This is a genomic window from Pedobacter sp. Leaf250 (genome assembly GCF_920984735.1).
In the GTDB taxonomy this organism is placed as follows: Bacteria; Bacteroidota; Bacteroidia; order Sphingobacteriales; family Sphingobacteriaceae; genus Pedobacter.
In genome coordinates this window covers 167507-190047 of sequence record NZ_CAKLBU010000008.1, presented here as the reverse complement: position 1 = coordinate 190047, position 22541 = coordinate 167507, and the positions used below count along the sequence as shown (strand labels likewise).

Sequence of the window (22541 nt, the reverse complement as noted above, 5' to 3'; positions counted from 1 at the left end):
AAATGTCTTATTAAATATCGAGAAAAAACGGCAGATAAGGACTCTTAGAATCGTCTAATTGCAAAATAAAACTCAAGCGACTGCGAATATCACAAAGAAAAGGGCTTATGGAATAAAAAATTCATAAGCCCTTTTTCAACTGGTAGTTTTTCAGTGCCCTCTAAATTTATCAGGAGCTTTTTTTATTAACATAAATTAGTGTTATGCTTGAGAATCACGTAATCTTTTAATTTCATCATGCGATACTCGCAAGGCTGTTTTTTGATCAGCAATTAATTCTCTAATATTCGCTGGTAGATCTTCTACTTCTAAAGCTAATTTGTATGCATTTTGAGCAGCATCTTCACCAAATTCGCAATTGTTTAAAACTGTTTTACGATCGTGACCAGTAAATAATGCTTTCACGTCCATCCAACCTCTGTAAATTTTACCTGATGTAGTTGTTCCGGTTTCAATATCTTCTCCTGATGCTGCAACTTCTGTAGCCAAAGCCATTTTATATTTTTGGCTTTCAGAAATCATATTTAAGAATAAAGTTTTTAAATCTGCATCACCATCTTTTAATTCTTGACGAGCTTTTTCGTAACCTTCAATACGATCGTTATTAATTTGAACCAGGTCGTTTAAAACCTCTGCTGTTGCTGTTGTAGTTTTCATGTTTTTTATAGATTTTGATGTTATTATTTGAACATGACAGGCAGGAAAAGGTTTGTCATTTTTCCTAAAACTTATCCTAATCAGCTATAGATCAATTATATTAAATTATTTTTTGGTTAAATAGGTGTGAAAATAAAATTAATGGCAAGTCGCAATTTTTTTACTTAAAAACTCAGCAAGTTTTCATTGTATTTGGTTTTATAAATGCAGATTGCAAATTAACCAATACTAGCTATGATCACCCTTTTTCAAAACCCTCCTGATGGAGGAACCATATACACTGAAACGAACTTAAACAACTTATTTCCTGAACCATTAAATACAATTACAAGTTGTTTCTTCTTGGGTATTGCCATTTACTGGACCATTAAATTGTGGGGAAATTTCAAACAACATACATTTTTAAGTATTGCTTTAATATTGCTATACATCGGGGGTATTGGAGGAACAACCTATCATGGTTTACGAAGATGGCCAATTTTCATAATGATGGACTGGATGCCGATTATGCTGCTTTGTTTATCGGCAGGGGTTTATTTCCTAGCCAAACTTACCCAATGGTACTACGCTGTATTAATAGTTGTGGTTTATGCATTTTTTCAATTTTATGTAAGGCAACTGTTTGCAAGTGGCGATTTTCAAATCTTCATTAATATAAATTATGCCTTTATGGCTGCGTTGGTATTATTTCCAGTATTTGGATATTTGCTCAAAACAAATTGGAGAAATGGTAAATGGGTCGGCTTTGCACTATTGGCTTTTATATTTGCGCTAACCTTTCGAATTGCCGATAAATGGGAAATATTAGAAATCGGCACACACTTTTTATGGCACACCTTTGGCGCTGTGGCGGCATTTTGTATGCTGAATTATATTTTCCTCGTAAACTATAGAAATAAAAATGAGTTATAATTCTTAAAAGGAGTAAAACGCTTATCTTCGTAATTAACAATTATCAATTATTGAAATGAGGAAAATATTTATATTATCTGCATTGGCAGTCGGTTTAAACTTATCATCCAACGCACAAAGTATTATAAGTAAAGTAGGTTCTGCCGCAGCTACATCTAGTTTTGATGTAAGCAGTTTATCTTCCGGTATTTTAGGAAAGCTTACTCCAGCATTGAATTTAACACCAGCACAACAGCCGACCGTTACCTCAATGGTAAAAGACTTTTTAGTTCAGAAAGCAACAGCAATGGCTACCTCAAAAACAAACCCAACTGCCACAAAAACAAAAGTTGGAAAATTAATTTCTGGTTTAAAATCAAATTTGGGTACCGTTTTAACAGTTGCTCAACTATCGAAGTTTACTGCTTTAAAACCTGCTGAACCTTCAGCAACAAATGTGCTTTCGCAGTTATTTTATTAACTATAAGATTATCATCAATATTAAAAGCCGCAGACTAGCACAAATTATTAATCTGCTCGTCTGCGGCCTTCTCCATTGTACTATTATTTCCTATCAATGGCATATAAAATGCCGCCATACAGGTGTATCAGAAACAATTTATCTGTCCAGGTTTCTTTGGTATGCCCCATCGATGTGTAAAATGCCCTACCTCCATCAAAATTATGGTACCAACTAAATGGGTGAAACTTTCCATTCTTTCCTCCCGTATATGAATTTTCATCAATGGTTAACAATACATTGATATCCGGGTTAATATCTTTAAAATTATAAAGTTCATCCTTGTGTATCCAAACCGAATCTTTAAGGAAACTTGTAGCCGGATGTTTTCGATTTTTTACGATAAATTTTGCTTCTTGAACCGCAGGATGGCTCATGAAATATGCACCTGCTAATTTGCCATACCAAGGCCAATCGTATTCTGTATCTGTTGCGGCATGAATACCTACATATCCTCCCCCTGCTTGAATATATTGTTCAAAAGCTTTCTGTTGCTGATCATCCAGAACATCTCCGGTGGTGTTTAAAAAAATAACTGCGGCGTATTTCTTTAAGTTGTTCTCTGTAAATAATGCCGCATTTTCAGTAGTATCTACCAAAAAACGATGTGCTTTACCCAATTTTGCAATTGCAGTTTTTCCATCATTTATTGAATTATGTCTAAAGCCTTTGGTTTTCGAAAAAACTAAAATGCTTATGGTTTTTTTATGAGTGGAAAAACTTTGGAATAAAATTAATAAAGCAACAACTACAAAAAAAGGAATAATCTTCTTCATTACACTGGTTTGGTTAGGATTGGTTACAGCTGTAAAATTAAGAAAGTTGTTTGATAATTTCTTTACACCTTTCTTCAACCTGATTACAAACTGGGGCAAAAAGAGCATTATCCCAGTAGGGATCAATAACATCATTCTCCGATAAGAAAAGTTTAACCTTTTGCCGCTCGCTATCTGTTTGGGCTAATTGTTGTAAATCAGATAGATTATTACTGTCCATTACCAAAATCAAATCATATTGAGCAAACATACTATGATTAAATTGTTGCGCCCTTTGCTTGCTGATATCATAACCTAAGGCTTTTGCCGCAGCAATACTTCTCTTATCTGGCGCTTTTCCAATGTGCCAATTACCAGTTCCTGCTGATGCAATTTCCCAATTTAAATGTTGTTGCTTTGCAAGGTGCCTCATAATGCCTTCTGCCAATGGAGACCTGCAGATATTGCCAAGACATACCATTAAGATTTTAAAATTATTTGGAGCTATATACATATTCGAAAGTGTAAACTGTTCCGCCAGATGCAACACTTGTTTTGGTTTGTGTTAGCTTATTACCAGATAATGTATAAGGAAACTGTGGGGCTGAAGAAATTAAAATTTGATTTCCTTCTCTAGTCCAGGTTACAGGCTTACTATTTGGAAGTTGAAATAAATCGCATAAGGCACCATTGGCACTTTGAGTGAAGATTCCATCTGCCGAAAAAATTAAGGTAGTAGTGGCTTCGCAACTTGAAGGACCCGATAAATCTAAGTAGTTCGTGCTAATTTTTGATCCGATTGTCATTGCAGGAGTGACTGTAATGGATTCAATACGCCAATTTTTACTTGAAAGTTTTTTGTCTAAATCCTTTTTGCAAGAGAACGATAAACAAATAATGAGGATGAGTAATATTCTATTCATAAATTGGGTTTTAATAAGAACGGTTTAAATCAGGATTATGCTACATTTGAAATATATATTTAGAAAATCCTTAAATACAAGAGCCTCATATTGATGATATGAGGCTCTTAAAATTTAATACGTTTCGCTATCAGGCGGGATTCCGTAATCAATAAATTTTTTAGCTTTTTGTTCCTTCTTTTTTCCAAACCAGCCTTTCACTGAATTAACTATCGCCGATAAATGTTCTGCATCTAAAGATTTTCCTACTTTACCAGACACAAAACCAACTGCTGCTTTTGTTAAAAATCCGGCACCTCTAAAAATCGTTTTGTTCATAAACATTGGCAGAAGAAGCGACATTGCTGTTCCGCTAATATTCAGTTTCTCATCAGCCTTAAATAAATTACTTGGCGTTGCAAACTTTTTAATCAAAGCACCCAAAGTGAACTGCTTTAAAAATTTTTGGCCATCGGTTTTAAGCATATTTTGCTTAAGAGTGTATTCTACTTTAAGCTCTAATTTTGCCGCTTGAAGATCTTCTAAAGTTCTGATGTTATACTTTCTCATCTTCTTCCTCCTTATCTGCAAGTTTGTCGAAATATTTTCTAATGGCTACATTGATAATCGCCTTTTCAATATATTTATCTTTGGTTAAGTATACGATAACGGCTAATAAAAGATAAATTCCTGAAACACATCCAAAACCTCTGGTATAACTTCCTAAAACATCTGATAAGAAAAGTGCCAATGTTAAGCTACCGAACAAAAATGCAAGCACAAAACAAACTATTACGGTTGTATTTGTAACTAAATCGGCAAATATTTTTGATACCTTTTCTACAAGGTAAAGTCTTGTATATTCAACTCTTGCCTCCAGAAATCCTTTGGCATCTTCAACAAGGTCTTCAATACTTTTTTCTTTATTTTCTTGCATAGTTTAGATGGAGTTTAACTGGGCGCTATAAAAGCGCCCAATTTTAAATTTATTTTAAGCGTGCTCTACGTCGTCGCTATATTCTTCTTCAACGCTTCTTAATTTCGTTTTGATAGAGCTAACAACTTTATCTTTTAAGCTTGATAAGTTATTGATTTCATCAGCAGCTTTATCTTTTATCGAATCGCCTAAATCCTTTAAAGACTGACTTAATTTATCACGTGTTTCATCACCTTTATCTGGTGCAAATAGGATACCTAAAGCGGCACCAGCAGCTAATCCTGCTAAAAGAGCAACTACTACTTTTGAGTTATCATTCATAATTATTTATTTTAAGGGTTTAACATTCACAATATAAGCACTACTATATTACTTTATTGTTAAGCTATAAATTATAACTCATTAAGCTCATTATTTGTTTTAATTCTTTCCAATCTTTCTGAAGCCAAGGTACTGGTTTCATAAATTTTAACGAGCAATATAAAGTAAGATAAAAGTAGTGGACCAAAAACAAGGCCTAATATTCCAAATAAAGGAATACCAATAATTACGCCAATTACTGTAATAATGGGATGAATATTTCCAACTTTTTTCGCAATAATGAATCGAAGTACATTATCAATGTTTATGATAACTACAAAACCAAAAATAAGCATTGCCCAACCCGCAAAATTATTTCCATTTGCAATTTGTAAAATAGCCGCAGGTACAAAAACAACCGGTGGACCTAAAATAGGCACAAAAGATATGAAGGTAGTAATCACGCCCCAGAAAACGGGATCTTTATACCCTAATATGTAAAATGATAAGCTTACCAACGACCCTTGTACTAAGCAGATTAATCCTTGTCCAATTACATTTGCATAAGTGGTATTGCGCATCTCATTACCAAAGCGTAATGCATTTTGCTCTCTAAGCGGCGCATACTTTATTAACGAACGCTCAAATGTTTTGCGCTCAATTAACATAAAGTATAGTAAAAAGTACATCACCAAAAGGCTTAGTATAATATTTACAGCACTCGAAATTAATGAAGGAAATAAATCTGTAGCCCAATTACCTAAGCGATTTAATCCATCCTGAATAACATCTTGATTGATGTTAAAAGGAACTAAATGTTGTAGTTTAACCAATAGGTTTTTAAAAAAAATCTCGTTGTTTTTTAGTTCGGATATTTTACTGATAACCATGCTACTTAGCGCATAAAAAGGCAACACGATTAATAATATGCTAATTACAATAAGGAAAATGGCAACAAATCTTTTATTCCAACCTTTTACTTCGGCTAAGTGAACATAAGCTGGACGCATGATGGTATAAAGCACTAATGTGCTAAGAATAGCACTAAAAATTGCTTGTAAAGAATACGCTATCAAAAGCCCAAGAGCAATGATGATAACGAGGTTAATGTTATTGCGCTGTTTAAATGAGAATACCGACATATTATTGATGTTTGGTATTCTGTTAATATCAAAAACTGGGGTTTTGTTTTGGCTAATAAAAGATTATTGCTGGTCTTCGATTTTTATCACCTTGATTTTATTGTAGAGCGTTTTCCTATCGATATTTAAAATTTTAGCAGCCTTAGTTTTATTAAAATTTACTTCTTTTAAAACGCTAAGGATGGTGTCATATTCAGCCTCTTGCGCTGCATTTTTTAAATCTTTAGGTTTATCACTGGATTTCGATTTTATCTGCTTCAAGGCTTGCTCGCGATCGAAATCCTTTGCATAGTTTGAAAGCTCTAAAGGCAAAACGTCTACCTGAATTTCATTTCCATCGGTTAGTAAAGAAACACGTCTAATTACATTTTTTAATTCCCGAACATTTCCTGGCCAGCCATAGTTTAAAAAACAATTTTTCACCCCTTCGCTAAAACCTTTAATATTTTTATTGAGTTCTTGATTAGCAACCGCTAAAAATTTATCAGCAAAAATTAAGATATCGTTTCCACGCCTTTTTAAAGATGGTAAATGAATGGAAAATTCGTTGAAGCGATGGTATAAATCTTCTCTAAAAGTACCTTTGCCAATATTATCGACAAGATTTTCGTTTGTTGCTACAATGATACGTACATCCAAATCAATTTCTTTTGTGCTCCCAATACGTTTGACCTTTCTTTCCTGCACGGTTCTAAGTAAAGTGGCTTGGATTTCATAAGAAAGATTACCAATCTCATCCAAGAATAAAGTTCCGCCATTTGCTTGCTCGAAATGGCCGATTTTTGTATAAAGTGCACCTGTAAATGAACCTTTTTCATGCCCAAAAAACTCGCTTCTGGAAAGTTCTTTAGTTAATGAACCACAATCCATAGCTACGAAAGGCTTATCTCTTCTTAAACTATTTAAATGGATCGTTTTAGCCACACATTCTTTTCCAGTTCCGCTTTTACCGGTTAAAATAATACTGTAAGATGTAGGTGCAATTAATTGAATTTGTTTAAGCAAGGTAGCCGATACATCACTTTTTCCGTCAATATATTCGGTATAATTTACATATTCCGACTCTGTTTCATTTTTTTTGCCAGATCCACCTTTATTCTCGTTCAGCGCTCTTTGGGTTTCCAGCGCCTTATTAATTGTATTTAAACTTTCATCAGGATATAGTGGCTTGGTGATGTAATCGTAAGCTCCAAGTTTAATGAGTTCTACTGCTAATTTAATATCTGAATATCCAGTGATGATAATTACACCTGTTGTTGGGTAATTTTCTTTGATTTTGATTAAAATTTCCCTGCCATCAGTATCATCCAAACGGTAATCGCACAAAACCAAATCAAAGGCTTCATTTGCCATCATATCCAGAGCAGAAGTTCCGGTTATTGCATTTGCAACTTCGAAACCATTTCTAACGAGAAATTTTGATAACAGTAAACCGATGTTTACTTCGTCATCAACTATAAGAATTTTTTTTTCATGAGACCATCTGTTTGTACACTACAGATTTTATAACCTTCACAAAAAGGTGATTATAAAGCGTGATAATAGATGGCACATAATTACTCAAAATAAATTGATTTGGGAAATTTTTTCTACACTTGTTTTATTTCCACATCGAACTAATAATACAATTGTACTACTTTCCGATAAACACTGCTTTTCTTTTTTCAACAAAAGCATTAACGCCTTCTTTAAAATCAGCTGTTTCAAAACATTTTCCAAACTCTTCTATTTCAACATCATAACCGCCAATACCATCTACTGAAGCATTTACTGATTTTATTGCTGCGGCAATTGCGAGCGGAGCCCGTTGCTTTATAAGGTCTAAAATTTCTTTTGCTTTGCTAATTAAGTCAGATTGTGGAACCGCATAATTTACTAACCCAATTTTTTCGGCATCAACAGCGTTAATCATATTTGCCGAAGTAATTAATTCAATCGCTTTTCCTTTGCCAACCAATTGCGTTAAACGTTGTGTGCCACCATAACCCGGAATTAAGCCTAATGTAACTTCTGGCAAACCTAACTTTGCCGTATCAGCAGCTATACGCATGTGGCAAGCCATCGCTAATTCCAAACCGCCGCCCAATGCAAAACCGTTAATGGCCGCAATAAAAGGTTTTGGTGAATTTTCAATAGCATTGAAAACATTTTCTTGTCCTTGCCTCGCCAATTCTTCTCCCTGCTTTCCACTATAATCAGAAAACTCCTTAATATCTGCACCAGCAACAAAAGCCTTTTCTCCAGCGCCTGTTAAAATTATAGCCCTTACATCTTCAGTTTTCCCAGCAAACGCAATCACATCAGCCAGTTCGGCAAGTGTATCTTTATTTATCGCATTTAATGCCTTTTCGCGATTTATGGTAACATATAAAATGTTTTCTTTTACCTCTGATATTAAATTTTGATATGCCATATTTAAAAATTTCTGTTTTCTGTAACCCAATTTTGTATATATTCTACAATGCTCGCCATCGTTGTTCCCGGCGGAAATAATTCTCCGACGCCTAATTCAGCAAGTTTTTTCCGATCTGCATCAGGTATAATTCCTCCGCCAGTTAACAACACATCATCAAGCTGCTTTTCTTTCATAAAATGAATAATTTTTGGGAAAACCGTCATGTGTGCGCCTGATAGAATGGAAATTCCAATGGCATCAACATCTTCCTGAAGGGCTGTATTCACAACCATTTCCGGCGTTTGGCGCAAGCCGGTATAAATGACTTCCATACCTGCATCACGAAGTGAAGTGGCAATAACTTTTGCGCCCCGATCATGACCATCAAGGCCAACTTTTGCCACTAAAACACGTATCGGCCGGTTTAATACTTTGCTCATAATGAATATTAAGTTGATGTAAATGTATTGAATTTTCTTTTAGGGAAATAGATTTGAATAATGGGAGATAAGAAATGGGAAATAGATCGTAAGTGTTTCAAATGTTACTATATATTGATAAAACAAATTGAATAACAGAAATAAGCGCCTAATCTGTTTTCTATTTCAACTACCTACTCTCTAACTCACACTTAATACATATCAATTCTCTATTTCCTCCTTTCTATTTTCTAATCGTTACCTAATTACGATCAATATTTTTACATTTGCATTCCTAATTTACAGGTTTTTATGAGTGAAGAGAAGTCATTGAACTTTATTGAAGAAATTGTTGAGAACGACTTAAATAGTGGCAAGTATGAAACTTTGGTTACGCGTTTCCCGCCAGAACCTAATGGTTACCTACACATTGGCCACGCCAAAGCGATATGCTTAAACTTCGGACTAACACAAAAATACGGCGGTTATACCAATCTGCGTTTTGATGATACCAATCCGGTTACGGAAAAAACTGAGTATGTAAACAGCCAGCAAGAAGATATTAAATGGTTAGGTTTTAATTGGAAAAACGAATTATATGCATCAGATTATTTTGATGAACTGTATTCTTTTGCCATTAAACTAATCGAAAAAGGTTTGGCTTATGTTGATGAGAGTTCTGCTGATGAAATTGCAGCTTTAAAAGGTTCACCAACAGAACCTGGCCAGGATAGTCCATATCGTAACCGCAGTGTTAAAGAGAATTTAGACATTTTCACTAAGATGAAAAATGGCGATTTCCCTGACGGAGCATACATTTTACGTGCTAAAATCGATATGGCAAGTCCGAATATGCTAATGCGTGATCCGATTATTTATCGCATTAAACATGCCGAACATCACCGTACAGGTAACAAATGGTGCATTTATCCGATGTACGATTTCGCTCATGGTCAAAGCGACAGTATTGAAAACATCACCCATTCCATTTGTACTTTAGAATATGTTTCGCACCGTGAATTGTACGACTGGTTTATCGAACAATTAGAGATTTTTCCCTCAAAACAATATGAATTTGCCCGTTTAAACCTTACTTCAACAGTAATGAGTAAGCGTAAACTATTGCAACTGGTAAATGAGAATCTGGTAAACGGTTGGGATGACCCACGCATGCCAACAATTTCAGGATTACGCAGAAGAGGTTTTACACCAAAAAGTGTTCGCGAATTTTGTGAACGTATCGGTATTGCCAAACGTGAAAACTTAATCGAATTGAGTTTATTGGAATTCTGTATTCGTGAGGATTTAAATAAATCGGCTAATCGTGTGATGGCAGTTTTAGACCCAATTAAATTAATTATTACCAATTACGATAAAGGTACTGAAGATTTAATTGGCGAAAATAATCCAGAAGCCGAGGACCATGGCGGCACACGCGTAATTCCTTTCAGCAATGAACTTTGGATTGAGCGTGAAGATTTTATGGAAGTTCCGGCGAAGAAATGGTTCCGTTTGGCTCCAGGCGCAATGGTTCGCTTAAAATTCGCTTATATTGTAAAATGCGAAGATTTTGTGAAAGATGAAAACGGAAACGTGACAGAAATTCACTGTACTTATATTCCTGAATCGAAAAGCGGAAACGATACCAGCGGCATTAATGTTAAAGGAACCATCCATTGGGTGAGTGCTCAACATGCAAAAACTGCTGAAATCCGTTTATACGAACGTTTATTTACATCAGAAACTCCTGATGCTGAAGAAGGTGATTTCAAAGATTATTTAAATACCGAAAGCTTAACGGTTTTGCCTAATGCCTACATTGAACCTGCTTTGGCAGATGCTGATTTAGATAGCCGTTACCAATTTATTCGTAAAGGATATTTCTGTTTGGATAAAGATTCTACACCTGATAAATTGGTTTTCAATAGAACGGTAACATTAAAAGATACATTTAAGAAACCTAATTAATCAACACTTTTTAACCACAAAAAACACGGATGAACATAAATTCTTCCGTGTTTTTTTATGTCTTATTGTGCAGGATTTGTCATGGAATCAAAACAAAATTCAATACGATAGTATATCTTTTGATCGGTTTAATACTTCAAATAAACATTGTACAATACCAAAACATCAACTGGTGTTAGCGTTTTGGTAATATCTGATTGTATAAAATGGATTTTAAAGGCCTCAATGGCAGCAGGTAGGTTAGCTGTATTATAACCAATATATTTCAGCGCCTTTTCCGTATCAAAATCGGCTGGTGGATTTTTCAATATATCATCATACCAAAATCCAAATCCTTTCTCCGCTAATTTTTTCCAGGGAAAATTTTTAGGATCATTTTTACGCCCAGGCGCAATGTCTGCGTGGCCGATAAAATTAGCCGTTGGAATATTGTAGGTTTTTTTTAATGTGGCCAATAACTTGATTAAACTGTTAATTTGAGCATCTTTCCATACATCACCAATACCATTATTATCCAGTTCTATTCCTATTGATGACGAATTCAGATCCGTATCCTTGCCCCACTTACTTATGCCCGCATGATTTGCACGAAGATAATCGTTAACCATGTGTACTACTTTTCCATCGCGGCTGATTACATAATGTGCGCTGGTGCCTGCTCTGGTAGAATGGAATGTTTTAACAGTTTGCGCCAAGCTATCTTGCGCAGTATGATGAATAACTACAAAATTAGGCTTCCGTATCCCAAAATTTACAGAACCAATCCATTGCTGGTTTGTTGCATTTAAACTATCATAAAGCTGTCCTTGTGGTGGCACGGAGGTTATAATCTTTGCAAATTCTTTAGTTTTATCTTTATAGATTTTTTCTGTTGCTGCATACTTGGTTGAGCTACAAGAAGAAATTATAATGGCAGATCCTAACAAGAATGTAGCTTTAAAAGTTAAAGATTTTACTGAAATCATGTTTTTATTTTTGTTGATGATTGCTTACAAAGTTAGGTTAAAATCATTCATTACATCAAACTTTATACAAAGCCTTCAAATTTTACTAATTTAGTCGCGATATACTTTAATAATGAAGAAATTATACAAACCCATCTCATATTTAACGGTCCTGGCTATTTCAGCAAGTTTATTATCAGCCTGCACCAATACTGATAAAGCTGAAAATAAAAATAGTGAAGCGGTACAAACCGACAGTTTGATCGATTATGTGGCACAACGTTTACCTATTTACGAAAGGGTTAAACTGACAACAAACCTGAATCAATTAAGTGTTAATGACCGCAAAATTTTACCATTGCTTATTCAGGCTGCCGAGATTATGGATGAATTGTATTGGAAGCAGGCATATCCGCAACGAGATAGCTTGTTGGCAACCATTAAAGATGAGAAAACCCGCGATTTTGTAAATATAAATTACGGCCCTTGGGATAGATTAAATAATGAAAAACCTTTTGTTGCCGGCGTTGGACCAAAGCCAGAAGGAGCTTCATTTTATCCTTACGGGATCACTAAGGAAGAAATTGAGAAGTCTACTTTAGCGGATAAATTTGGCGCCTATTCAGTTATCCAAAAAGATAGTACAGGTAAACTAAGTACTGTTCCTTACCATATTTTATTTGCGGGAGAATTACAAAGAGCAAGCTCGTTGCTAAAACAAGCTGCATTAATTGCTGAAGATGCAGGCTTAAAAAAATACCTGAATTTAAGGGCTGATGCGTTAGTTACCGATAATTTTACAGCAAGTGATTACGCCTGGCTGGATATGAAAACCAATGGTTTGGATATTATTATCGGGCCGATTGAAAATTACGAAGACAAACTTTTTAATGCCCGCACCAGTTACGAGGCTTATGTTTTAATAAAGGATAAGGAGTGGAGCAAACGCTTAGCGAAGTATGTAAAAATGCTTCCTGAATTACAAAAAAACTTACCTGTTGCCGCTAAATATAAAACTGAAACGCCTGGAACAGATTCTGAATTAAATGCCTATGATGTGGTTTATTATGCCGGCGATTGCAATGCCGGATCGAAAACCATCGCTGTAAACTTGCCGAATGATGAAAAAATTCAACAGGAAAAAGGAACGCGTAGATCACAATTAAAAAATGCGATGCAGGCCAAATTTGATAAAATTTTAGTTCCAATCTCAAAAGAATTAATTGATGCCGATCAGCAGCAGTACATTAAATTCGATGCTTTTTTTGCCAATGTGATGTTTCATGAGGTAGCACATGGTTTAGGGATCAAGAAAACCATCACTGGAAAAGGTTTTGTTCGTGAAGCCTTAAAAGAACAATACAGCTGGTTAGAAGAAGGTAAGGCTGATGTTTTAGGCTTATATATGGTTACAGGTTTGCTTAAAAAAGGCGAATTAACTGGTGATATTAAAGATTACTATACCACTTTTATGGCGGGCATTTTAAGATCTGTTCGCTTTGGTGTTTCTGAAGCACATGGCAAAGCCAATATGCAATGTTTCAACTATTTTCAGGAAAAAGGTGCTTTCGAACGTACCAACAAAGGAACTTACAAGGTTAATTTTGAAAAGTTTGCGATAGCGATGAATGAGTTAAGTGCATTCATTATTACTTTGCAGGGTAGCGGAGATAAAGTAGCTGTTGAAAAAGCACAAAAAGAAAAAGCTGTTATTTCTGCTGAACTTCAAAAAGATTTAGACCGATTAACCAGAAAAAACATCCCTGTTGATGTTGTTTTTGAACAAGGAGTAGATGTTTTGGGTGTTAAATAGAAAAATTATTTTATCTAGTTTGAAACCGCAGATCCACAGATTATTACCTGTTGATTTGCGGTTTTTTTGTGCTGTTCTTAGTTAAATAAGCCTGACAAGAGCGAAAATCCTTTTAAAAAATTTTGCTGACAATCATTAATTCTCTGACAATCAATTTAAAAGATTGTAGCAAATGGCAGGGCATAATTTGCCATAAACCACTGCCTTAAACTTTCTAAAAAATTAAGAAATTCGATATTCAGAATAAGCCATTTTTACTTTTTCACTTCTCCATGTAACCTTTTTCAAGAACCATCGTCTTATTCATAACTAAACAATGGAGACCGTTCGTTTCCAAACTAAACTTTAAAATGAGTAGGCAAAATTCACAAAAGCGCCATATGGCTGCTATGGGATTGTTTTGCCAAAATTTTAAAATTATTATACCAAGAAATTATGAAGACGTTTTACAAATTAACCCTTATCATATTAACTGCACTTACACCTTTTTATGTGCAGGCACAAACTACACCTAAAGTAAATGTTACCGGAGTAATTCTGGATGAAAATAAAAAACCAGCCGATTATGTAACGGTGGTCCTTTTTAAGTCTTCAGATTCAAGCATTATTAAAACTGCATTTACAGATCAATCAGGTGTTTTTGGCTTTTCAATTGCAACAAAAGGCAACTACTTTTACAAAGCCAGCAGCATGGGCTACAAAACATTTAAAAGCAAAACCGAAGCATTAGGAGATGATCAGAAAATTGATTTTGGAACAGCCCAATTGGCCTCTTCCGCTCAAAATTTGAAAGAAGTTACCGTTGCTGCAAATGTACCTTTGGTAGAGCGAAAAATGGATAGAACTGTAATGAATGTGGCCAATAGTTCCATCGCATCGGGCTCAACAGCTTTGGAATTATTACAGAAGGCACCTGGCGTAAACGTAGATCAAAATGATAATATTTCTATGCAAGGCAAGCAAGGGGTATTGATTCAAATTGATGGAAAACAGACCTACATGAGTAGTGGAGATGTGGCTAACTTACTTAGGGGCATGCAAAGTTCGGAGATTGAAACCATCGAGTTAATTACCAACCCATCTGCAAAATATGATGCTGCAGGTAACTCCGGAATCATCAATATTAAAACCAAAAAAAGTAAAGGTGGTGGTACAAATGGGAGTTTAACAGGTGCTTTTGGTCGTGGTACTAAATTTAGATCGAGCGCTGGTGGAAGCATTAATCATAGAACAAAATCGCTGAATTTCTTTGGTAACTACAACTATTACCAACGAGATAGGGAAACCTACATGGAAATTGACAGGATCGCGAATGTATCACCTAGCAATCGTTATTTTTCTCAAAGAAGTGATTTTACCAAAAGAAATCACGGACAAAATTTTAAAGCTGGTGTAGATTATTTCATTAATAAAAACAATACACTTGGAGTTTTAGTAACCGGTTACGATGGAAGTAACAGTGAAACATCAGTAAATGCTACCCGAATTGGTGGTTCCTTTACTCAACAGGATTCTTCTGTTTTAGCGAACAATGTGATTAGGAACAAATACAATAATATATCCTATAACTTAAATTATAAATCTGTTTTGGATACCGCAGGACAGGAAATTACTGTTGATTTGGATTACGGCAGATATAAAGGAAATGATGATGCAGACTACGTTAGCGATTATTTTTTTAATAATGGAACGTTGATAAGGCCAACGGTGATTACGAGAAACATTACACCATCGATTATTAATATTAAAGCTTTCAAAGTTGATTATGCGCTTCCGTTGAAAAAGCAAATGAAATTAGAAGCCGGACTAAAAAGCAGCTGGGTTACCACAGATAACAACCTTATTGCCGAGCAATTTTTAAATAATAATTGGCAGAACAACAAACTGCTAAGCAACCAATTTGTGTATGATGAAAATGTAAATGCTGCTTATGTAAATTTTAACAAACAGTTTAAAAAAACAAGTGTTCAATTGGGTTTGCGAGCCGAACAAACTACATCAAAAGGAAATTCTATAACCACTAATAAAATAATTGAAAGGGAATATCTTAATTTTTTCCCAAGTGTATTTGTGAACCAAACGTTGGATAAGAACAATGATATCAGTCTTTCTTACAGTCGCAGGATTGACAGACCAAGTTATGATGCATTGAATCCGTTCGTTTATTTTTTAGATCAATATACTTATAGTCAAGGTAATCCGTTTTTGAATCCACAATACACCAATAATTTTGAGTTTACTTATTTACTAAAAAAGAAATATTCGGTAACATTAAATTATAGTAGAACTATTGATGTGATTACCGAAGTGATTTTGCCAGATAATGAGAAGCAGGCCTTGTACCAAACCAACCAAAATATTGCAACACAAAATGCCTACTCCATGGTAATTAATGCTCCTGTAAGTTTTACAAAGTGGTGGAGCAGCAACAACAATCTGAATTTATTTCATATTCGTTTTAAAGCACCAGATATTGCCGGACAAAAATTGGATAATAAAAGCACATCGTTTCAATTTAAATCGCAGCATAGCTTTAAAATTCAACCAGGTTTATCGGCAGAATTAAATTTTAGTTATGATAGCCCGGTAACCTTCGGTGTAATGGAGATTAGAACGCGTTATGGTTTCGATGCAGGGATAAGTAAATCATTGCTTAATAAAAAAGCGAGTTTAAAACTGGCTGCGAACGATATTTTTAATACGCAAATCAACAACATCAACAGTGCATTCCCGGGACTTTATTATACCCTTTACGGAGTAAATGATAGACAATCGGTGAGTTTAACTTTTACATATCGCTTTGGTAAAAACGAAATTAAACCAGCCCGTAACAGAAGCACTGGCCTGGAAGCCGAGCAGGGTAGAATGAAAAATTAGACTAATCCAATCAAAGGCCATCAATTAACCATTGGTGGTTTTTTTGTGGAATATAATGAATGGTTTCATCTTAAATTTGAAAACAAAATACAAAGCATTAACTTCATGCCATGGGAACCGATTTAATTATTTCTAAGATAGATACATTTCATAAACAGGCGGATCTAGCTTTTATTGCGAAGAACGCAGACCACTATTTTTCAATCTTCGATCCTTCCTTTAAGTTTACTGGTGCTAATGCGATAACGCTTAACTTAAGGGATTATAAAGCAGATATTCAAAGTCTTTTCAGAAGAGCGAAAAGCATTGAAACCAGTCATTACCGGATAAAATCATCTTTCGAAGACGAGGTTTTTACTGAAAAAATTGCCCGAAAATCGATCATCATTAAACCCAACTTATTGATCTTCTCTAAAAAGCAAACCATCCAAACGGAAGAAATCTATCAATGGAAAAATATTGGTGGCGAATGGAAGGTACTAGCTATTGAGGTAGTTTTGGAAGAAAAGTATTAAATTCCAAATCTCTTAGACCGGCCATCATTGCGAAAATATTAGCGATTTTTCATTGGTAATAATTGTGGCAATCTCCTTTGATTTGTGATCTTAAAAAGGCCAAATGTAATTGCTTTCAATGGCATCTATAAATTCTGAATGATTTAACCAGCTCAAAATTTCATTAAATCTTCTTTTAAAAACTTTAAAACAAATTCGGTATTTTTGCCGCTTAATTTAGATTACAATATATGTTAAGAACAGTAACTTGTGGTGCACTTACCCTCAATAACTTAGGCGAAAGTGTAACCCTGTGTGGTTGGGTACAGAAATCGAGAGATTTGGGCGGTATGACTTTCATCGATATTCGTGATCGTTATGGCATTACACAACTGGTTTTTAACATGGATGATAACCGTGAACTTTGCGAAGCAGCACGTTCATTAGGTCGCGAGTTTGTGATTAAAACGACTGGTACCGTTGTAGAGCGCAGCAACAAAAATCCAAAAATGTCAACTGGCGATGTGGAGATTAAAGTTTCTGCTTTAGAAATTTTAAATGCTGCAAAATTACCTCCATTCATGATCGATGATGAAACAGATGGTGGTGATGAGTTGCGCATGAAATACCGTTACCTGGATCTACGCCGTAACCCGGTTCGTAATAATCTGGTTTTACGCCATAAAATGGCACAATCGGTTCGCCGCTATTTAGATGCACTGGATTTTATCGAAGTTGAAACGCCGGTTTTAATTAAATCTACACCAGAAGGTGCGAGAGATTTCGTGGTTCCTAGCCGCATGAATGAAGGCGAATTTTACGCTTTACCTCAATCGCCACAAACCTTTAAGCAATTGTTAATGGTTTCTGGTTTTGATAGATACTTCCAGATTGTGAAATGTTTCAGAGATGAAGATTTAAGAGCCGATCGCCAGCCTGAATTTACCCAGATTGATTGTGAGATGTCATTCATCGAACAAGAAGATATTTTAAATACTTTTGAAGGCTTAATCCGTACTTTATTTAAGGAAGTTCGCAATTACGATTTGCCTGAAGTGCCTCGTATGCAATATGCTGATGCGATGCGTTTGTATGGATCTGATAAGCCAGATACACGTTTTGCCATGCAGTTTGTAGAACTGAATGATTTGGTAAAAGGCAAAGGCTTCCCAGTTTTTGATAATGCTGAATTGGTAGTAGGTATCAATGCAAAAGGAGCAGCAAGTTACACCCGTAAACAATTAGATGAATTAACCGATTTTATCAAACGTCCGCAAATTGGTGCTACAGGTTTAATTTATGCTCGCCACAATGAAGATGGTACAATCAAATCTTCAGTAGATAAATTCTTTAATGAGGATGATTTAAAACAATGGAGTGAAGCTTTTGCAACAGAAAAAGGCGATTTGCTTTTAATCCTTGCAGGATCAACAGATAAAGTGCGCAAGCAGTTAAACGAACTTCGTTTAGAAATGGGTAACCGTTTAGGTTTACGCGATAAAAATACTTTCTCGGCACTTTGGGTGCTGGATTTCCCGCTGTTGGAATGGGACGAAGAAACAGAACGTTACCACGCCATGCACCATCCGTTCACTTCACCAAAGCCAGAAGATATTGCTTTGTTAGATACCGATCCAAAAAATGTACGTGCCAATGCTTACGATATGGTAATTAACGGAACTGAAGTTGGTGGTGGTTCTATCCGTATTCACGATAGGGCATTGCAAGCTTTGATGTTTAAACATTTAGGTTTCAGTGCCGAAGAAGCGCAGAAACAATTTGGTTTCTTAATGGATGCCTTCGAATTTGGTGCACCTCCACACGGTGGTATTGCATTCGGTTTCGATCGTCTAACTTCAATTTTTGCTGGCTTGGATTCGATCAGAGATGTAATTGCATTCCCTAAAAATAACTCAGGAAGAGATGTAATGATTGATAGTCCGAGTACGATTGATGATAAACAACTGAAAGAATTAAAGATCAAAACTGATTTGTAAATCAGTAAATCATTACCTAAAATTTATTTCAGGATAAAAAAAATGCGCTGATGATTGTCAGCGCATTTTTTTTTGGCTTGGAATTTTTATCCGTAGATATCATTCAGCATTTTTGCTAAACGAACACCACCTTTTAACAATTGCTGATTAAGCGTTTCAGCCCAATCAAAATTATAGCGGTAACTTAATTTCGAATCAGGCTTAGTGCCTTCGTAAATTTTGCTACAAACCGTGTAAGAATCGTAAACACAATCCTTTAAGCTTGTATTTTGCCAGTTATAAAGCTGTATGGCCGATGGATGGTTAATCGCTTTGGCAAATTCAGCGTAGCTTAATTGCTGGTATTCGATCAATTGCTCATCCCAAACACGGTGCAGGTTCGATTTTTCGTTGAACCACAATACCGAAACCCGGTTTCCACCTAAATCTTCTTTATGCGCCACATGCATTGGTTGAGATAAATCGCCTGCCATATGCACCAACATGCGTAAGGCCAATTTTTTCTCATCAGCTGTGCTGCTAGATTTTTTTAATACCGCGGTTAAATCGATGATTTTATTATAAAGATTTGGCGCTTTCTCCGTTTCCAAAATGTTGTAAACGCCCTGCTTATCTAAACCACCAGGAAGGTTAACAAAATGCCAGTTATACATATAGTTATAAGTAGAATCTGATTTAATAAAGTCGCCCCAATTGGCCGACATGGCCAAAGTTTCTGCCCCTAAAATGGCTTGAATGGCTTTACGTGTTTTTGCTTTTAAATAGCTGTCGGCAATCTCGCCTACTACGCGATGGCCAATCATGCCCCATGCATTAACCTGCATAGGTAAGTAAGCCAACAAAACAATAAGTAAGGCCGAAGCCAATTTCTTTTTTATTGAAGTAAATTTCATTTTATAATTCTTTTTGTACGCAGGTAACTTTTTCTTTTAATGATAATATAATTTCTCTCTGATCGCTCATGCTTTCTAAAACGAGCGCATCTGCAGATTTATTCTTGATCAAAAAATTTCTTTCATATCGGCCAATTCGGTAACAACCTGATATTTTTTGCTTGTAATTGGCGTGAGTAAAGGTGGCCCCAACAATTAAGGTATCACCCTTTACGGCATAAATTCCTTTTGCATATTCTTTCCAAACACCATTGTTGTAGCAAGAATCTTCGTAAAAATTCACTTTGCTGTGCGTTTCAAAATCAATGTAAACAGAATCGCAGGTAAATTTGAGATGGTGTTTGGTATAGTTACTTAATTTATTGCTAAAGGCAACAGAATCCTGATTCCAAACGCCTTGTAAAAATTCCTCGCCCTTTCCTTGAATATTTGGTAAGCGGGTACATGCAGAATGGAAAATGGAAAATGTAAGAAGGGTAAGGGTAAATATAACTCGATTTGAAACCGAATTGATAACTTTCAATTGTCTAAATTTCCTATTGTTAAGCATATTATTTGAACTCATTCGGCGGGAATTGATGTGGAAAGCTTTTATTCGCGTTTACCGTATTGTTGATTAAGATAAACAAACCAACTGCAAAGCAGATCCCAGAGAAAAAACTAATGATGCCCGCTATGGTATAATAACTTGTAGTTTCAGTTACAGAAAGACCACGAGATTGCATAAAGTAAGGCATCAAAAAGCTGTAAAATCCTGTTAGCAATAACGACATGCCCGAACCGATTAACATTAAAATAGAATCGGCCTTTACCTGTTTGGAGACATAATAAGCACAAGCGATAAACACAATCAATGGTGAAATAATCGAACCTAAACTATATAATGTTGTCATGATTGAATCTCCCATATTTTTAAGTTTTGTGTTTTAATTTGGACCATGCAAATTGAGTTCTAATTGCTATATTTTGTTAAATAAACCCGATTGACGCGAAAAGCTTTTTTGTATTTAAAAGTTACTAACTCTACTATGCAATTGGCCCATTAGAGTTAGTAACGTTACAAAAAACTTGTAGCAAAAAGCGGGGCTATCGAATCCGAAGCACGAATAGCCTTGCTTTTCTAATGTTATTTCAAACTTCCAACCATATCTTCCGGACGAACCCATTCATCGAATTGTTCGTTCGTTAATAAGCCCAATTCAACAGCCGCAGCTTTTAAAGTTTTATTCTCTTTGTGTGCTTTCTTTGCAATTTTAGCCGCGTTTTCATATCCAACATGTGGGTTTAAAGCCGTTACTAACATTAACGAATTTTGCAAATGTTTTTCAATTTCTGGCAGGTTAGCGGTAATGCCTTCCGCACATTTTACAGTGAATGAAACGCAGGCATCTCCAATTAAACGAGCCGATTGTAAAACGTTAGCCGCGATTAAAGGTTTGAAAACGTTCAGTTCAAAATGACCCGACATGCCGCCAACTGAAACCGCAACATCGTTACCAATTACCTGAGCGCAAACCATAGTCAGCGCTTCTGGTTGAGTTGGATTAACTTTTCCTGGCATAATTGAAGAACCTGGCTCGTTATCAGGAATTACGATTTCGCCAATACCACAACGCGGACCAGAACTTAACATACGTACATCGTTCGCAACTTTCATTAAGGCAACTGCCGTACGTTTTAAGGCGCCAGAAAGTTCAACCATTGCATCGTGAGCAGCTAAAGCTTCGAATTTATTTGGAGCAGTTACAAAAGGTAAACCTGTTAAATCGGCAATTTTTTGTGCCACTAAAACATCGTAACCTTTTGGTGTATTTAGGCCTGTACCCACAGCTGTACCGCCTAAAGCCAATTCGGCAACCATTACCAAAGCATTTTTAATTGCTCTGATGCTGTTGTCGATTTGCTGAACATAACCAGAAAATTCTTGTCCCAAGGTTAATGGCGTAGCATCCATAAAGTGGGTGCGACCAGTTTTAACAATATCGCTAAACTCTTCTACTTTTGCAGCCAAAGCATTGCGCAATTTTTCTAAACCCGGAATGGTATTTTCTACCGTTAATTTATAGGCTGCAATATGCATTGCAGTTGGATAAGTATCGTTGGATGACTGTGATTTATTCACATCATCATTCGGGTGAAGTACTTTTTTATCGTCAGCCAAGGCACCACCGTTAATCACGTGGCCACGGTTTGCAATCACTTCGTTTCCGTTCATGTTACTTTGCGTACCCGAACCGGTTTGCCAAATAACCAATGGAAATTGGTCGTCTAAATCTCCTGCAATAATTTCATCGCAAGCTTTAGCAATTAATTCTGCTTTTTCTGCAGATAATACACCAAGCTCGGTGTTAGCCAAAGCTGCAGCTTTTTTCAAATAGCCAAAAGCATGAATAATTTCTTTAGGCATCGAACCTTCAGGACCGATTTTGAAGTTATTGCGTGAGCGTTCGGTTTGTGCACCCCAGTATTTTTCGGCAGGCACCTGAACCTCGCCCATGGTATCGTGTTCTATTCTGAAACTCATTACATTTTGATTTTTGTTGTCGCAAATTTAAGTTTTTTGCCTATAAAGCAAGGTATTATATTCGATATTTACTAAGGCATGATTTGAGATTTTTTTAGCTAACTATTTTTTGT

At 35.7% G+C, this 22541-nt stretch carries 23 protein-coding genes; 7 read left to right on the top strand and 16 right to left on the bottom strand.

The genetic code is table 11. The features are described 5' to 3' along the window. Positions 1-201: 201 nt before the first annotated feature. Positions 202-657, bottom strand: coding sequence for a PA2169 family four-helix-bundle protein (locus LUA91_RS09325; protein WP_231425774.1), 456 nt, complete (start codon positions 655-657; stop codon positions 202-204). A 234-nt stretch (positions 658-891) separates the two neighbouring features. On the opposite strand from LUA91_RS09325, the gene LUA91_RS09320 reads away from it, so the two are divergent. Continuing rightward, the gene (locus LUA91_RS09320) at positions 892-1569 is read left to right on the top strand and encodes a hypothetical protein (protein ID WP_231425773.1); all 678 of its coding nucleotides are present in this window, start codon (positions 892-894) and stop codon (positions 1567-1569) included. Positions 1570-1624: 55 nt separating this feature from the next. Further along, on the top strand, positions 1625-2029 hold the full coding sequence (locus tag LUA91_RS09315; protein ID WP_231425772.1) for a hypothetical protein: 405 nt from the start codon (positions 1625-1627) through the stop codon (positions 2027-2029). An 83-nt stretch (positions 2030-2112) separates the two neighbouring features. Here the strand turns inward: LUA91_RS09315 and LUA91_RS09310 are convergent, their stop codons facing one another. From LUA91_RS09310 to LUA91_RS09265, 10 genes are all read right to left on the bottom strand, one after another. After that, the gene (locus LUA91_RS09310; protein ID WP_231425771.1) at positions 2113-2844 is read right to left on the bottom strand and encodes a ThuA domain-containing protein; all 732 of its coding nucleotides are present in this window, start codon (positions 2842-2844) and stop codon (positions 2113-2115) included. 37 nt (positions 2845-2881) lie between these two features. Further along, the gene (locus tag LUA91_RS09305; RefSeq protein WP_255717769.1) at positions 2882-3304 is read right to left on the bottom strand and encodes a low molecular weight protein-tyrosine-phosphatase; all 423 of its coding nucleotides are present in this window, start codon (positions 3302-3304) and stop codon (positions 2882-2884) included. 13 nt (positions 3305-3317) lie between these two features. Next, positions 3318-3746 (bottom strand): lipocalin family protein, encoded by a 429-nt coding sequence (locus LUA91_RS09300; RefSeq protein WP_231425769.1) that lies wholly within the window; start codon positions 3744-3746, stop codon positions 3318-3320. Between the two features lie 114 nt (positions 3747-3860). Beyond that, positions 3861-4295: a hypothetical protein gene (locus LUA91_RS09295; RefSeq protein WP_231425768.1), complete on the bottom strand. Its 435-nt coding sequence runs from the start codon at positions 4293-4295 to the stop codon at positions 3861-3863. Next, positions 4282-4662 carry a phage holin family protein gene (locus tag LUA91_RS09290; RefSeq protein ID WP_231425767.1) on the bottom strand — a complete coding sequence of 127 codons (381 nt, stop codon included), beginning with the start codon at positions 4660-4662 and terminating at the stop codon, positions 4282-4284. The genes LUA91_RS09295 and LUA91_RS09290 overlap by 14 nt, the downstream gene beginning before the upstream one ends. Positions 4663-4716: 54 nt before the next feature. After that, complete coding sequence (locus LUA91_RS09285; protein WP_231425766.1) at positions 4717-4983, bottom strand: YtxH domain-containing protein; 267 nt, start codon at positions 4981-4983, stop codon at positions 4717-4719. 71 nt (positions 4984-5054) lie between these two features. Continuing rightward, on the bottom strand, positions 5055-6104 hold the full coding sequence (locus tag LUA91_RS09280) for an AI-2E family transporter (RefSeq protein WP_231425765.1): 1050 nt from the start codon (positions 6102-6104) through the stop codon (positions 5055-5057). A 63-nt stretch (positions 6105-6167) separates the two neighbouring features. Next, on the bottom strand, positions 6168-7568 hold the full coding sequence (locus LUA91_RS09275; protein WP_231425820.1) for a sigma-54 dependent transcriptional regulator: 1401 nt from the start codon (positions 7566-7568) through the stop codon (positions 6168-6170). 169 nt (positions 7569-7737) lie between these two features. Beyond that, on the bottom strand, positions 7738-8517 hold the full coding sequence (locus tag LUA91_RS09270; RefSeq protein ID WP_231425764.1) for an enoyl-CoA hydratase/isomerase family protein: 780 nt from the start codon (positions 8515-8517) through the stop codon (positions 7738-7740). 2 nt (positions 8518-8519) lie between these two features. Further along, positions 8520-8939, bottom strand: coding sequence for a cobalamin B12-binding domain-containing protein (locus LUA91_RS09265; protein ID WP_231425763.1), 420 nt, complete (start codon positions 8937-8939; stop codon positions 8520-8522). A 291-nt stretch (positions 8940-9230) separates the two neighbouring features. Here LUA91_RS09265 and LUA91_RS09260 point away from each other — a divergent pair, with 291 nt between their 5' ends. Next, positions 9231-10886, top strand: coding sequence for a glutamine--tRNA ligase/YqeY domain fusion protein (locus LUA91_RS09260; RefSeq protein ID WP_231425762.1), 1656 nt, complete (start codon positions 9231-9233; stop codon positions 10884-10886). A gap of 128 nt (positions 10887-11014) precedes the next feature. Here LUA91_RS09260 and LUA91_RS09255 read toward each other — a convergent pair whose 3' ends face one another. Further along, on the bottom strand, positions 11015-11851 hold the full coding sequence (locus LUA91_RS09255; protein ID WP_231425761.1) for an N-acetylmuramoyl-L-alanine amidase: 837 nt from the start codon (positions 11849-11851) through the stop codon (positions 11015-11017). Positions 11852-11963: 112 nt separating this feature from the next. On the opposite strand from LUA91_RS09255, the gene LUA91_RS09250 reads away from it, so the two are divergent. From LUA91_RS09250 to aspS, 4 genes are all read left to right on the top strand, one after another. Continuing rightward, positions 11964-13643: a Zn-dependent hydrolase gene (locus LUA91_RS09250; RefSeq protein WP_231425760.1), complete on the top strand. Its 1680-nt coding sequence runs from the start codon at positions 11964-11966 to the stop codon at positions 13641-13643. 435 nt (positions 13644-14078) lie between these two features. Next, the gene (locus LUA91_RS09245) at positions 14079-16520 is read left to right on the top strand and encodes a TonB-dependent receptor domain-containing protein (protein WP_231425759.1); all 2442 of its coding nucleotides are present in this window, start codon (positions 14079-14081) and stop codon (positions 16518-16520) included. Positions 16521-16630: 110 nt separating this feature from the next. Then, positions 16631-17035, top strand: a complete 405-nt coding sequence (locus LUA91_RS09240; RefSeq protein ID WP_231425758.1) for a hypothetical protein — start codon at positions 16631-16633, stop codon at positions 17033-17035. Between the two features lie 230 nt (positions 17036-17265). Continuing rightward, the gene (gene aspS / locus LUA91_RS09235; RefSeq protein WP_231425757.1) at positions 17266-19011 is read left to right on the top strand and encodes an aspartate--tRNA ligase; all 1746 of its coding nucleotides are present in this window, start codon (positions 17266-17268) and stop codon (positions 19009-19011) included. 86 nt (positions 19012-19097) lie between these two features. Here the strand turns inward: aspS and LUA91_RS09230 are convergent, their stop codons facing one another. The 4 genes from LUA91_RS09230 to fumC form a co-directional block, all read right to left on the bottom strand. Then, a complete protein-coding gene (locus LUA91_RS09230; protein ID WP_231425756.1) occupies positions 19098-19904 on the bottom strand; it encodes a S1/P1 nuclease in 807 nt (268 codons plus the stop codon). A 1-nt stretch (position 19905) separates the two neighbouring features. Next, positions 19906-20469, bottom strand: coding sequence for a fumarate hydratase (locus LUA91_RS09225; RefSeq protein ID WP_231425755.1), 564 nt, complete (start codon positions 20467-20469; stop codon positions 19906-19908). Continuing rightward, a complete protein-coding gene (locus LUA91_RS09220) occupies positions 20456-20812 on the bottom strand; it encodes a hypothetical protein (protein ID WP_231425754.1) in 357 nt (118 codons plus the stop codon). Before LUA91_RS09220 ends, LUA91_RS09225 begins: the two co-directional genes overlap by 14 nt. Positions 20813-21030: 218 nt before the next feature. Then, positions 21031-22428: a class II fumarate hydratase gene (gene fumC, locus LUA91_RS09215; protein WP_231425753.1), complete on the bottom strand. Its 1398-nt coding sequence runs from the start codon at positions 22426-22428 to the stop codon at positions 21031-21033. Between the last annotated feature and the right edge of the window lie 113 nt (positions 22429-22541).

What these genes read in the sequence shown, in the direction of transcription:
- LUA91_RS09325 (WP_231425774.1), bottom strand. Translation starts at nt 657, where the DNA reads ATGAAAACTACAACAGCAACAGCAGAGGTTTTAAACGACCTGGTTCAA.
- LUA91_RS09320 (WP_231425773.1), top strand. Translation starts at nt 892, where the DNA reads ATGATCACCCTTTTTCAAAACCCTCCTGATGGAGGAACCATATACACT.
- LUA91_RS09315 (WP_231425772.1), top strand. Translation starts at nt 1,625, where the DNA reads ATGAGGAAAATATTTATATTATCTGCATTGGCAGTCGGTTTAAACTTA.
- LUA91_RS09310 (WP_231425771.1), bottom strand. Translation starts at nt 2,844, where the DNA reads ATGAAGAAGATTATTCCTTTTTTTGTAGTTGTTGCTTTATTAATTTTA.
- LUA91_RS09305 (WP_255717769.1), bottom strand. Translation starts at nt 3,304, where the DNA reads ATGGTATGTCTTGGCAATATCTGCAGGTCTCCATTGGCAGAAGGCATT.
- LUA91_RS09300 (WP_231425769.1), bottom strand. Translation starts at nt 3,746, where the DNA reads ATGAATAGAATATTACTCATCCTCATTATTTGTTTATCGTTCTCTTGC.
- LUA91_RS09295 (WP_231425768.1), bottom strand. Translation starts at nt 4,295, where the DNA reads ATGAGAAAGTATAACATCAGAACTTTAGAAGATCTTCAAGCGGCAAAA.
- LUA91_RS09290 (WP_231425767.1), bottom strand. Translation starts at nt 4,662, where the DNA reads ATGCAAGAAAATAAAGAAAAAAGTATTGAAGACCTTGTTGAAGATGCC.
- LUA91_RS09285 (WP_231425766.1), bottom strand. Translation starts at nt 4,983, where the DNA reads ATGAATGATAACTCAAAAGTAGTAGTTGCTCTTTTAGCAGGATTAGCT.
- LUA91_RS09280 (WP_231425765.1), bottom strand. Translation starts at nt 6,104, where the DNA reads ATGTCGGTATTCTCATTTAAACAGCGCAATAACATTAACCTCGTTATC.
- LUA91_RS09270 (WP_231425764.1), bottom strand. Translation starts at nt 8,517, where the DNA reads ATGGCATATCAAAATTTAATATCAGAGGTAAAAGAAAACATTTTATAT.
- LUA91_RS09265 (WP_231425763.1), bottom strand. Translation starts at nt 8,939, where the DNA reads ATGAGCAAAGTATTAAACCGGCCGATACGTGTTTTAGTGGCAAAAGTT.
- LUA91_RS09260 (WP_231425762.1), top strand. Translation starts at nt 9,231, where the DNA reads ATGAGTGAAGAGAAGTCATTGAACTTTATTGAAGAAATTGTTGAGAAC.
- LUA91_RS09255 (WP_231425761.1), bottom strand. Translation starts at nt 11,851, where the DNA reads ATGATTTCAGTAAAATCTTTAACTTTTAAAGCTACATTCTTGTTAGGA.
- LUA91_RS09250 (WP_231425760.1), top strand. Translation starts at nt 11,964, where the DNA reads ATGAAGAAATTATACAAACCCATCTCATATTTAACGGTCCTGGCTATT.
- LUA91_RS09245 (WP_231425759.1), top strand. Translation starts at nt 14,079, where the DNA reads ATGAAGACGTTTTACAAATTAACCCTTATCATATTAACTGCACTTACA.
- LUA91_RS09240 (WP_231425758.1), top strand. Translation starts at nt 16,631, where the DNA reads ATGGGAACCGATTTAATTATTTCTAAGATAGATACATTTCATAAACAG.
- aspS (WP_231425757.1), top strand. Translation starts at nt 17,266, where the DNA reads ATGTTAAGAACAGTAACTTGTGGTGCACTTACCCTCAATAACTTAGGC.
- LUA91_RS09230 (WP_231425756.1), bottom strand. Translation starts at nt 19,904, where the DNA reads ATGAAATTTACTTCAATAAAAAAGAAATTGGCTTCGGCCTTACTTATT.
- LUA91_RS09225 (WP_231425755.1), bottom strand. Translation starts at nt 20,469, where the DNA reads ATGAGTTCAAATAATATGCTTAACAATAGGAAATTTAGACAATTGAAA.
- LUA91_RS09220 (WP_231425754.1), bottom strand. Translation starts at nt 20,812, where the DNA reads ATGGGAGATTCAATCATGACAACATTATATAGTTTAGGTTCGATTATT.
- fumC (WP_231425753.1), bottom strand. Translation starts at nt 22,428, where the DNA reads ATGAGTTTCAGAATAGAACACGATACCATGGGCGAGGTTCAGGTGCCT.